The following is an 11,576-nucleotide window of genomic DNA, read 5'->3' on the forward strand; positions in this document are numbered from 1 at the left end:
GTTCCTCGTACGGGTGCGCGGCGCGCAGCGCCGCGGCGACCTCGGCGCGGCGCGCGCGGGGCAGCACCATCTCGACGCGGGTCTCGGCCACCGCCTCGACCTCGCCGACCGCGCCGATGACGGGGCGCGCCCCGTCCAGCGGGACGAACGACCCGACGCCCTCGGCCGTCCAGACGCACCGGGCGTAGTCGCCGATCGCCCCGGCGCCGGCCTCCGCCAGGGCGTCGATCACGTACTCCACGTCAGGTTTCGGGACGAACGCGACCACCGTGTCCAGCGCCTCGTCCCTCGGCAGCAGTGGACGCGCGTCCACCAGCCCGAGCCGCGCGGCGACCGCCTCCGAGCACTCGTCCCCGCCGGACGGCGGAACCACGCAGGAGGCGATGCCCGCCGCCCCCAGCCGGTACCCGAGGTGCGCGGTCACCGTGCCCCCCAGCGTGACCAGCATGCCGGCGCCGAGCCGCTCGGCCTCGGCCACCGTCGTGGCGCACGCGTCCACCGCGAGCAGGACGTGCCGGACGGCCGCGTCGCCCACTCCACAGACATCCGCGCCGTTCAGGAGGGCCGCGACGTCCGCGACGCGCGTCACCGGTGCCCGGCGCGGCCGCCGGGACCGTCGAAGATCGCCAGGGTGCTGAGCGTGCCGCGCGCCCGCTCCAGCATCGCCCGCGTCCCGGCGGCGGAACGGCTCGTCGTGACCAGCCGCCGGGCGTGCGGCGTGTAGGCGTCGCTGAGCAGCACGAGCGTTTTCGGCGTCGGCGACCGGCGTGCGACCTGGACGGCCAGGCCCAGGTCGCCGTATGTCATCTCCACGAGCACGCACGTTATCCCGGCCCGCACGTACAGCTCCAACTCGTCGCGCAATTGCCGCCGCGTCTGGCCGTGCCGGTGCGGAAGGCCCGACAGGTAGGCGATCCGGGCGGGGGCCGCGGGCGCGCCCGCCTCACCCGCCGCGACCAGCGCGATCGGGACGCCCGGACGCACCTCCAGGTGCCGCCGGTCCAGGCAGACGCCGTCCAGGATGTCGTAGGTGTCCGGGTTGCCCTCGACCAGCAGCGCCACGTCCCGGACGCCCTCGTCCTGGAGCTCGTTCAGGGCGGTGCTGACCTGCCGGATCGTCGCGTCGTAGTCGGCGCTGTCGTATGGGACGGACCGGTGCCGCGGGCCCGGCGGCGGCGACGGCGTCCCGAGCAGGCGCGGCAGCGTGTGCCGGTACGTCCAGTCGGTGGCGACCACGGCCTCGGCCCGCTCGACCAGCGCCCGCAGCTCGGCCGGGGACGCGAACGGGCGCGGCCCGACGCCCACCGCCGTGAGCCGCTGCGTGGGCGCGTCCGGGCGGGCGTGCGCGCACGACAGCCGCCGCCGCAGCAGCCAGGCCCGGTCCCGGACGAACTGGGCGGGCAGCAGGAAATGCGCCTCGCGCGGCTCCGGACTGTGGATCCACGTGCTGCCAGCGACGCCCGCGAGGGCGAGCGCCGTCCCGGCCAGTTCGCCGACCAGCGCCACGGGCCGTCCCATCCGCAGGGCCGCGGCGGCGACCTCACGCGCGCGCGGGAACGCCTCGGCGCCGAGTGCCAGGAACCCCGCCGAGACCGGGGACACCGCGTACCGGTGCCCGTTGATCTCGACGGTCAGCCGGTCCCGGACGAGCGCGGCCCCGGCGAACAGCGCCGCATGGATCGCGTCGGCCGCCGTGCCTCCCGTGTCCGCCGTGTCTCCCGTGTCCGGTGCGTCGGGCGTCCGGGCGGCGTCCGCCCGGACCAGGCCGGAGGCGTGCCCGGTGAGTCCCGCCGGTACCGCGTCTAGGCTCATGTCCGCTCCCGCCGCCTCCGCGCTCGTCGCGTCCAACGCCCGCCGTCCGGGGACGCCGCCCGGCTCATCCCGCGCGACCGGCGAGCTCGGTCAGCCGCGCCACGGTGTCCGCCGGGGACGGCAGGGCGGCCATCTCCGCGCGCACCTCCCGCACCGCCGCGAGCAGCGTCGCGTCCGTGAGGGCCCGCTCGACGAGCGCCGCGTCCAGGTCGTCCACGTCGGCCGTCAGCCCGACGCCCCGGTCCCGCACGGACGCCGCCTGGATGTAGTTCGGCGCGCCCGAAGGGATCACCACCTGCGCGACCCCGGCGTCCAGCGCGGCCAGCGTCGACCCGGCGCCGCCGTGGTGGACGAGCGCGTCGCATGTGGCGAGCAGCGCACGCAGCGGCACCCACTCGCGGACGGCCCGCACGTTCGGCGGCGCGGCCCCGTCCAGCCGGTCGCCGGTGTCGGAGCCCGCGCCCGCGCCGAGGAGCAGCACGAACTCCGCGTCGGTCTCCTCCGCGACCTTCAGCACCCGGGACAGCAGCCGCTCGGCGTTCGGGGCCATCACCCCGGTCCCGACCGTGACGGCGACGCGGCGCCCGTCCGGCCGTCCGGCCAGGCCCGCGGGCAGCCGCCCGCCGCCGTTGTACGGGACGTACCGCATCGACCAGGTGCCCGGCCGCCGCCCGGCCATGCTGGGCGGCGCGACGTCGATCCAGGCGCGCCGGTCGGGGAGCCCGCCGAGGCCGTGCGCGTCGAACACCTCGGGCAGCAGGTCCGGCAGGCGCTCGTAGAAGTCGTCCGTGCGCAGCAGGCTGGTCGCGTGCTCGACCGACGGCACCCCCGCCGCGGCGGCCGCGAGCGGCCCGCCGCCCTGCAACTGCGAGTGGACGACCAGGTCGGGACGCCACAACCGGGCCGTGGCGATCATGTCGTCGGCGTACGCCCGGGTCGCCTCGACCAGCAGCGGACGCCCGTCCCCGACCTTCGTCGCGCGCTTGCGGACCAGGTCGGGCCGGGTCGCGTTGAGGTCGGCGACCGACGGACGCCGGCCCTCCGGATCGATGTCGATGACGTCCAGCCCCGCTCCGGCGACCGACAGCGCCGGGCCGGTGGTCCCGACGACCACCTCGTGCCCGGCGGCGCGCAGCGCCCAGGCGAGCGGGACCATCGGGTACAGGTGGCTCTCCAGCGGAGTGGAGAGGAACAGCGCTCGCATCCGTCGCCCCCTACCGGCGCAGCGTGACCGGCAGGTCGGTGTACCCCCGCAGGTTGTGGCCGCGGCGCCGCTCGGCGGGCCCGGCCGGCTCCACCGCGGAGAAGTGGGTGACCAGGCACGCCAGCAACTCGCCGACGATGAGCCGGCCGAGGTGGGCGCCCATGCAGAAGTGGATGCCGCCGCCGAACGACAGCGACGGGCCCTCGTCGCGCGTCACGTCCACCCGGTCAGGGTCGGTGAAACGGGCCGGGTCGCGGTTCGCGGCGCCCTGGATCCCGATGACGATCTGCCCCGGTTCCAGGTCGAGGCCCGCGACGCGGGTGGCGCGCAGCGCCGTCCGCGGGTTCAGGTTCAGCGGCGGGTCGAGCCGGGCCATCTCCTCGACCGCGCGCGGCGCGAGCTCCGGCTCGCGGCGGAGGAGGGCGAGCTGGTCCGGATGCGCCAGCAGGATGCCCAGGCTGTTGCTCATCAGGTTGACGGCCGTGTCGGTGCCCGCGTTCATCAGGTTCGCCGACGCCGCGACGACCTCGATCTCCTCCAGCTCGCCCGCCGCGGCCGCGCGCGCCAGCCGTGACAGCACGTCGTCGCGGGGCTCGCGGGCGCGGGCGTGCAGCAGGTCGGCGAAGTAGTCGGCCATGCGGATCTCGGCGGACGCGGCGGCGGGCAGGTCCTCCACGGCGGTGAGCGGGTCGAACACCCGCATCGACTCCGGCGACAGCCGGGCCAGCTCGTCCCGGTCCTCCTCCGGGACGCCGAGCATCTCGCCGATGACGGCCGCGCCGAGCGGCGAGCTCACCCGCCGGACGAAGTTGCCGCCCGGCTCGTCGGCGAGCCGGTCGAGCAGCCGGTGCGCGTGGTCGTGGATCACCGGGCGCAGCCGCTCGATGTAGAACGGCGTGAACGCGTTCGCGACCGGACGCCGCATCCGGGTGTGCAGCGGCGGGTTGGCGAACACCATGGTCCGCTTCCACCGCGCCATGACCGGTTCGAGCAGGTCGGCGGGCAGGTCGGTGAGGTGCTGCACCGACTCCTCGCCGCGGCCGAGGTCGCGGTGCCGGAGCACGGCGTCCACCTCGGCGAAGCGGGACAGCACCGTCATGCCGTTGCCCGTGGTGAACACGGGGGCGTTCTCGTGCAGCCAGCGGTAGTGCTCCGCCGGGTCGCTGCCGGGCGGGTTCTCGAGGATGGTGAAGAAGACCTGTTCGGCCCGCCCGTTCAGGGTGGCCGGATCGTCCACGGTGCTCACCAGCGGCACTCCCGTCGTCGCCAGATCGATGGATCACGACATCCGCAGACTATCCAACTGCTTCAAAAATAACTAGTCTTACCGGACGGAAGCCCAGGAACAGCCACGCGAATCCCCTGTTCACTGCATTAATCTATAGCGCCGACGGCGCACCTGAGGAGCGGCCATGACCACGGCGGACCAGCGCACCGCGGCGCGGACCGAGCGGGACCGGCAGCGGGAGGAGTGGGCGCTCTGCTCGGCGGCCTGGCGCCGCCACCGGCGCGCGTTCACCGACCCGGGCCGCGCCATCACCGAGGGCATGCTGCGGCTCGCCGCGCCCCGCCCCGGCGAACGCGCCCTCGACCTCGCCTCCGGCGTCGGCAACCCCGCCCTCGCCCTGGCCGCGCGCGTCGCCCCCGGCGGGCACGTCCTCGGCCTCGACCTCAGCCCCGAGATGGTCGCCGAGGCGACCGCCGTCGCGGCCGAGGAGGGCGCCCTGAACGTGGAGTTCCGGACCGTCCCGGACGAGGGGACGCTCGGCGTCCCGGACGGGAGCCGCGACCTCGCCACCTGCCGCGCCGGCCTGCAGTACATGCCCGACCGCCCGGCCGCCGTCCGCGCCGTCCACGCCGCGCTCCGGCCCGGCGGGCGGTTCGTCGCGATGACGCTCGGCGCGGCCGAACGCTGCGTGCCGTTCCGGCTGACCAACGGCATCGTGTCCCGCCACGTCCCGCTGCCCGCCGTCGAGCCGGAGACCGGCCCCGGCCCGGTGTCGCTGTCGTCGCTCGACGAGCTGACCGCGCTGCTCGCCGAGGCCGGGTTCACCGGCATCCGCACCGAGGTCTTCGAGGCGCCGATCTTCGAGGCCCCCGACCCGGCGTCCGCGTGGGACCTGTTCACCGAGACGGCCGGGCCGTTCCTCAAGCTCTTCGCGGCGCTGCCGCCCGAGACGCGGAAGGCCATGGACGAGGACGCCGCCCGGGTGTTCGCCGAGGCGTTCCCTGCGGGCCCGGTCCGTCCGACCGGCGAGATCCTCCTCGCCTGCGGGACCAAGCCCCTCTGACCAGCCCCTCCGACCTCACGGCCACACCGGAAAGCCGTCGGCCCCGCCCCCGGATCAGGAGGGGGCGGGGCCGACGACGGTCGGGGTCGGCCGCGGGGCCCGCGGTCAGGTCTTGTGGGCGACGCCGCCGTAGGCCATGACCCGCGCCTTCGGCGAGCCCTCCTCGTCCCCGGTGTCCGGCCGCCACTCGGGCAGGAACACCACGCCCGGGTCGACGACGTCCAGGCCGTCCAGGAACGCCGACACCTCGGCCCGCGAGCGCATGAACGCCTCGCTCTGCCGCTTCTTCGACAGGTCCGTCATCGACCGGACGTGCTCGGGCAGCGCGTCCTCGGTGCCGTGCGACAGCACCAGGGCGCTGCCCGGCGCCATCAGACCGGTGTACCGGTCGACCAGCCCCTGCGGACGCCCCGAGTCCGGCACGTAGTGCAGGACGCCGAGCATCAGCACCGCGACGGGCTCGTCCCAGTCGATCAGCCGCAGCACCTCGGGGTCGGTGAGCAGGCCGTCCGGCTCGCGCAGGTCGCCGAGCACCATGGACGCCGCGTCGTGCCCGGCGAGGATCTCCCGCCCGTACGCGACCGCGGTCGGGTCGTGGTCGGCGTACACGACCCGGCCGTCCGCGCGGACCTCGGCGACGACCTCGTGCACGTTCCCGACCGTCGGGATGCCCGAGCCGATGTCGAGGTACTGGCGGATCCCGGCGCGGGCGCACGCGCGCACCGCCCGCCGCAGGAACGCCCGGTTCAGCCGGGCGACCTCGGGCGCCTCCGGGACGCGCCGCATCATCTGCCGCGCGAACTCGCGGTCGACCGGCAGGTTGTGGTCGCCGCCCAGGTAGAAGTCGTACACCCGGGCGACGCTCGCCCGCTCCGGCTCCCGGGCCGCCTCCGCGACCCCGGGTCCGGCCTCCGGGGAGGTCACCGCGCGGTCCCGTCGAAGAACGCGTCCGCGGTGTGCTGGTCGGCGCACAGGTGCGTGCCGTTGACGATCTTGCCGTCGGCGAACCGCCACAGCACCGCGTACTCCATCTCGAAGTCGCTGCCCGGCGCGGTGCAGTAGGTGCGCTGCGCCTCGACGAGGAAGTCGTCGTTGACGCCGGTCACGTACGTGTCGGCCCGCATCCGGAACTCGCCGATCCGGTCGAACAGCGCGATCACCTCGGGCAGGCCCCGGGTGACGCCGCTGACCGTGCTGTGACCGGGGAAGTTCCAGGTGACGTCCTCGGCCACGACATCGCGCAGCGCGTCCATGTCGCGCTTGCCGTAGGCGTCGAAGAAACGGTGGATGATCTCCTCGTTGGCGTGCGGCATGGGGCGCCTCCTCCTGGTTCGGTGGGTTCCGGCTCAGCGCTCGCGGTTGTAGAGGTAGACGGTCAGCGGCCCGAAGACCGCGATCAGGACGGCGTCCGCCAGGAACGCCGTGAAGATGTGCCACCCGGTGACGTCCCCGGCCATCAGCCCGCGGACGGCCGTGACCGTGCGGGTCACCGGATTGATGTTGATGAGGGCCTGGAGCCAGCCCGGCATGCTGTGCGTGGCGACGAAGATGTTGCTGGCGAACAGCAGCGGGAACACGCCGATCCCGCTCAGCGTCATGATGGTCTGCGGCTTGTCGACGACCAGGCCGAGCGCGGTCCACACCCAGGCCAGGCTGAACGCGAACACCTGCACCATCGCCAGCGCCGCCAGGACGCCGAGGAGCCCGCCGTGCGGCCGGTACCCGAGCAGCAGCCCGAGCAGCACCGCGACCACCGACGCCATCAGGTAGCGGACGACGTCGCTGAGCAGCTCGCCGACCAGCATCGCGGGCCGCCAGATCGGCATGGACCGGAACCGGTCGTCGATGCCGGTGGACACCGCGACGTTCAGCGCGACCCCGGTGTTCATGCTGATCATCACCACGGTCAGCACGACCACGCCGGGCAGCAGGAACTGCAGGTACCTGTCGGTCGACCCGGCGATCGCGCCGCCGAACAGGAAGGTGAACACCAGCGTCACCATGACCGGGAACAGCACGGCGTCGAACACCTGCTGCGGGTCGCGCCGGATCTTGAACAGCGCGCGCTGGCAGAAGATCAGGCACATCGCCGCCGCGCCCGGCCGCGCCGGGCGCGTCTCGCCGGTGCGCAGCGCGGCGCGGACGGCCGCGTCGAGCTCGTCGCCGTCGAGGGTGAGCGCGGAGGCCGCGCCGCCGGTGCCGGGTTCGCTCATGATCCGTCCTGTCCGTCCCGTCCGCCCTGGGAGCCCGCCGCGTGGCCCTTCTTGCCGGCCTTGCCGCGGGTCTCGGCGTGGTGGCCGGTGAGGGCGAGGAACACCTCGTCCAGGCTCGGCCGTTCGAAGGTGAAGTCCGCGAGGGCGACGCCCTCGCGGGTGAGTTCGGCCAGCGCGCGCGTGGCGCGCTCGACGCCCTTGCCGTCGCCGCCGTCGGTCACGCGGATGGTCAGCGCGGCCGGATCGCCGCCGGGTGACCCGGCGGTCTCGCCCGCCTGCTCCGCCGTCCCCGCCGTCTCCTGCGCGGACTCGCCGCCGGGGGAGCGGCCGCGGGACGCGCGGGCGGTGAGCTCCCCGTCCGGGCCGAGCTCGCGCTCCAGCACCCGGACGGCCGTCTCGCGCTGCTCCGGGTCGCGCAGCCGGACGCGCAGCGCGTTCGCCCCGACCGACGCCTTGAGCTCGTCGGACGTCCCGTCGGCGATGATCCGGCCGCGGTCGATGACCGCGATGCGGTCGGCGAGCCGGTCGGCCTCCTCCAGGTACTGGGTGGTGAGGACGACCGTGGTGCCGGTGTCGACGATCGCGCGGACGACGGCCCAGACGCGGCTGCGGCTCACCGGGTCCAGCCCGGTGGTCGGCTCGTCGAGGAACAGCACGTCCGGCCGGACGACCAGGCTCGCGGCGACGTCGAGGCGCCGGCGCAGGCCGCCGGAGAAGTTCTTGACCAGCACGTCCGCCTGCTCCTCGAGGCCGAACGCGGTGAGCAGCTCGGCGGAGCGGTCGCGGGCCTGCGCGGGCCGGTAGCCGAGCAGCCGGGCCAGCACGAACAGGTTGTCGGAGCCGCTGAGGTCCTCGTCGACGGACGCGAACTGGCCGGTGAGGCTCACCTTCGACCGGACGGTCGCGGCCTCGCGCACCACGTCGTGCCCGCACACCCGGGCGGTGCCGGAGTCGGGGTGCAGCAGCGTCGCCAGGACACGGATCGTGGTCGTCTTGCCCGCGCCGTTCGGGCCGAGGAAGCCCTGGACGGTGCCGGGCCGGACGGCGAGGTCGACGCCGTCCACCGCGCGGGTCTCGCCGAAGGTCTTGACGAGGCCCGACGTCTCGATGGCCAGGTCGGATGCGGGGGCCAAGACGTCCTCCAGGCGGCGGGGTCGGCGGCGGCCGGGCGGGCCGGTCCGGTGAAGCGGTCGGTCTGCGGGCAGGGCCCTGACTATGCCAAACCATAGTGGGCCCGGTCACTCTCCGGCACGGTAACACCCGGCTGTGTCCTGGTGAAGCGCAAGATTGACTTGATTTTGTAGTAGCGTTACTGTCGCTCTGCGTTCATAGTCGTCCCGGGACCCCAGGAAGGGGCGCAGGATGCGCGTCCTGTTCGCCGCCACCCCGCCGATCAGCAAGGTGTTCGCGCTCGCGCCACTCGCCTGGGCGTTCCGCGCCGCGGGCCATGAGACCCTGCTGACCTACTCCGAGCAGACCGCCCTCGCCGCCGAGACCGGCCTCCAGGTCGTGGACGCCGCGCCCGGAACCTCCGGCAACGAGATCCTGGCCGAGCTGTTCGCCGCGCGGCCGGAGCTGGTCGAGCGCTGGATCGAGCCGCTCGGCGACGACCCGGCCAAGCTCGCGCCCGGCGTCGCCGCCCTGAACCGCCCGTTCCTGTCCACCGCGGTCGAGCTCGCCGACGTGTGGCGGCCCGACCTGGTGGTGTTCGAGCAGTCCGCGCCGTACGGGCTGGTCGCCGCCGCGCGCGCCCGGGTGCCCGCCGTCCAGCGCAACCTCGGCACGATCCGCACCGCCGGGGTGCACGACGCGGTGCTGGCGCTCCTCGCCGGCGACCTGGCGCGGCTCGGCGTCACCGAGGTGCCGTCCCGGCCCGCGATGACCCTGGAGTTCGTCCCGCCGGGCATGCTGCCGTTCCCGGCGCCCGAGGGCGAGTTCATGCGGTACGTCCCCTACAGCGGCGGCGCGGGGATGGCGCGGCTGCCCGCGCCCGGCGACCGGCCGCGCGTGGTGATCACGCTCGGCAGCGTCCGCCCCGACATGCACGGGCTCGGCCCGCTGGAGGCGACCGTCACGGCGGCCGCCGAGGTGGACGCCGAGTTCCTCCTGGCGCTCGGCGACGCCGACCCGGCCCCGCTCGGCGCGCTGCCGCCCAACGTCCGCCCGATCGGCTGGACGCCGATGGACCTGCTGCTCCCGACCTGCGCGGGCGTCGTCCACCACGGCGGCGGCGGGACGTCGCTGGCGGCGATCTGCGCGGGCGTGCCGCAGCTGGTCGCGCTCGACCCCCGCTACCTGGGCCACAAGACGCTCGCGCCCGCCGTCGAGCGGGGCGGCGTCGGCCTGGTCGCGCTCCAGGACGAGGTCACCCCGGGCCTGCTGCGGACGCTGCTCGCGGACGAGGCGATCCGGAAGGCGACCGACCAGGTGCGCGCCGAGATGGAGACGCTTCCGTCACCGGCGGCCATGGTTCCGCGTCTGGCGAACCTCGTCGCCGCGTCCTGACGACTCCGGGAGGGCCCGTGGACGACCGGCGACCGCTGCGGATCGGGGTGCTCGGCTGCGCCTCCATCGCCGAACGCCAGATCCTGCCCGCGCTCGCGCGCATGCCGGAGGCGAGGGTGACGGCGGTCGCGAGCCGGTCCGCCGCCCGCGCGCACGAGTTCGCCGCCCGGTTCGGCGGCACCCCCGTGCACGGGTACGAGCGGCTGCTCGAACGCGGCGACGTGGACGCCGTGTACATCCCGCTGCCCGCCGCCCTGCACGCGGAATGGACGGAGCGGGCGCTGCGCGGCGGCAGGCACGTGCTGGTGGAGAAGCCCCTGACGACCGGTCGCGAGGAGACCGCCCGGCTGGCGGCGCTCGCCCGGTCGCTCGGGCTGCGGCTGATGGAGAACCGCATGTTCGCCCATCATCCGCAGCACACCCGGGTCCGCGAGCTGATCGCGAACGGCGCGGTCGGGAAGCTGCGGACGCTGTCGGCCGCGCTGGCGTTCCCGCCGCGCCCGCCGGACGACATCCGCTACGACCCGGCGCTCGGCGGCGGCGCGCTGCTGGACGTCGGCTACTACCCCGTCCAGGCCGCGATGATGCTGCTGCCGGGTTCGCTGACGGTCGCCGGGGCCGTGCTGCACCACGACACGGGCGCGGGCGTCGACACCGGCGGGGACGTCCTGCTGCGCGGCGAGGGCGACGTCGCGGCGCACCTGACGTTCGGGTTCCGGCACGCCTACCGGTCGCGGTACGAGGTGTGGGGGAGCCGGGGGCGGATCATCCTGGATCGCGCGTTCACCCCGCCCTCGACCTGGCAGCCCGTCCTCCACCTCGAACAGCAGGACCGCGAGGAGCGGCTGGCGCTGAGCCCCGCGAACCACTACCAGGCGGCCCTGGAGTGCTTCGTGCGGGCCGTCCGCGACGACGGCGCGGAGCGCGCGGCGCTCGAGACCGCGCTGGACGACGCGGTGCGCTGCGCGTCGCTCCTCGACGCCGTCCGCGCGGCCGCGAGCGCCTACGCGCCCTGACGGCCACGATCACGCACGGCCACCGTCATGGACGGCCGCTGTCACGCGGGGTCGGCGAGCGGGCCCGCGACCTCGGTGATCGTGCCGCCGGGCAGCCACGGTCCGCCGTCGCCGTGGTCGTGCCCGATCGGCCCGGGGACCTGGACGGTCGACGCCGCGTACAGCCGGACCACCCCCGCGGGCCGGACGCGCAGCGCCGCCAGCCACGCGGTGTAACCCGTCCCGGTCGGCGACTGGCCCGGGTAGCCGTGTTCGAGCGCGGCCTCGTAGCGCTGCGGCATCGGGTCCTCCGGCGTGAAGCGCAGCGGGACGAGCTGCCCCGCCGGGACGGTCAGCAGCGGCGACGCGAGCAGCCACGGCGCGAGGTAGCTGCCCTGGGACGGCGCGCGCCCGCGCGCGATGTCCCACAGCCGCGTGTACGCGGCCGCCCAGCCGGACACGAGGAACGTCGGCCGGTCGCCGCGCGGCCGCGCCGCCACGGTCATGCGTTCCGCCCGCGCCGCGTCCCGGACGACCCGGAGCGCGGCCTGCGACC

General features: G+C 75.1%; 12 protein-coding genes. 3 read left to right on the forward strand and 9 right to left on the reverse strand.

The genetic code is table 11. The features are described 5' to 3' along the window. The 4 genes from EBO15_RS41160 to EBO15_RS41175 form a co-directional block, all read right to left on the reverse strand. The coding region (locus EBO15_RS41160; protein WP_267898464.1) for a hypothetical protein at nt 1-589 on the reverse strand (589 nt) is incomplete at its 3' end. Then, nucleotides 586-1,812, reverse strand: coding sequence for an SAM-dependent methyltransferase (locus EBO15_RS41165; protein ID WP_147481887.1), 1,227 nt, complete (start codon nt 1,810-1,812; stop codon nt 586-588). The genes EBO15_RS41160 and EBO15_RS41165, both read right to left, overlap by 4 nt. Nucleotides 1,813-1,876: 64 nt before the next feature. Further along, nucleotides 1,877-3,016, reverse strand: coding sequence for a nucleotide disphospho-sugar-binding domain-containing protein (locus EBO15_RS41170; RefSeq protein WP_122199874.1), 1,140 nt, complete (start codon nt 3,014-3,016; stop codon nt 1,877-1,879). Nucleotides 3,017-3,026: 10 nt separating this feature from the next. Further along, the gene (locus EBO15_RS41175; protein ID WP_147481888.1) at nt 3,027-4,262 is read right to left on the reverse strand and encodes a cytochrome P450; all 1,236 of its coding nucleotides are present in this window, start codon (nt 4,260-4,262) and stop codon (nt 3,027-3,029) included. Between the two features lie 166 nt (nt 4,263-4,428). On the opposite strand from EBO15_RS41175, the gene EBO15_RS41180 reads away from it, so the two are divergent. After that, nucleotides 4,429-5,307 (forward strand): class I SAM-dependent methyltransferase, encoded by an 879-nt coding sequence (locus EBO15_RS41180; protein WP_122199876.1) that lies wholly within the window; start codon nt 4,429-4,431, stop codon nt 5,305-5,307. 105 nt (nt 5,308-5,412) lie between these two features. On the opposite strand, the gene EBO15_RS41185 is transcribed toward EBO15_RS41180, so the two are convergent. Genes EBO15_RS41185 through EBO15_RS41200 form a run of 4 tightly spaced genes read right to left on the reverse strand, consistent with a single transcriptional unit; the run spans nt 5,413 to nt 8,653 of the window. Next, the gene (locus EBO15_RS41185; protein ID WP_122199877.1) at nt 5,413-6,231 is read right to left on the reverse strand and encodes an SAM-dependent methyltransferase; all 819 of its coding nucleotides are present in this window, start codon (nt 6,229-6,231) and stop codon (nt 5,413-5,415) included. Next, nucleotides 6,228-6,620: a nuclear transport factor 2 family protein gene (locus EBO15_RS41190; protein WP_122199878.1), complete on the reverse strand. Its 393-nt coding sequence runs from the start codon at nt 6,618-6,620 to the stop codon at nt 6,228-6,230. The genes EBO15_RS41185 and EBO15_RS41190 overlap by 4 nt, the downstream gene beginning before the upstream one ends. A gap of 33 nt (nt 6,621-6,653) precedes the next feature. Further along, a complete protein-coding gene (locus tag EBO15_RS41195; protein ID WP_122199879.1) occupies nt 6,654-7,520 on the reverse strand; it encodes an ABC transporter permease in 867 nt (288 codons plus the stop codon). Beyond that, nucleotides 7,517-8,653 (reverse strand): ATP-binding cassette domain-containing protein, encoded by a 1,137-nt coding sequence (locus EBO15_RS41200; protein ID WP_122199880.1) that lies wholly within the window; start codon nt 8,651-8,653, stop codon nt 7,517-7,519. Before EBO15_RS41200 ends, EBO15_RS41195 begins: the two co-directional genes overlap by 4 nt. Nucleotides 8,654-8,882: 229 nt before the next feature. On the opposite strand from EBO15_RS41200, the gene EBO15_RS41205 reads away from it, so the two are divergent. Continuing rightward, nucleotides 8,883-10,025, forward strand: a complete 1,143-nt coding sequence (locus tag EBO15_RS41205) for a nucleotide disphospho-sugar-binding domain-containing protein (RefSeq protein ID WP_122199881.1) — start codon at nt 8,883-8,885, stop codon at nt 10,023-10,025. Nucleotides 10,026-10,042: 17 nt separating this feature from the next. Next, nucleotides 10,043-11,041, forward strand: coding sequence for a Gfo/Idh/MocA family protein (locus EBO15_RS41210; RefSeq protein WP_122199882.1), 999 nt, complete (start codon nt 10,043-10,045; stop codon nt 11,039-11,041). A gap of 41 nt (nt 11,042-11,082) precedes the next feature. Here the strand turns inward: EBO15_RS41210 and EBO15_RS44815 are convergent. Then, nucleotides 11,083-11,576, reverse strand: a 494-nt coding sequence (locus EBO15_RS44815; RefSeq protein ID WP_199745152.1) for a hypothetical protein, incomplete at its 5' end; no start/stop codon positions are given.

This window comes from Actinomadura harenae (assembly GCF_003696215.1).
GTDB classification, from domain to species: Bacteria; Actinomycetota; Actinomycetes; order Streptosporangiales; family Streptosporangiaceae; genus Spirillospora; species Spirillospora harenae.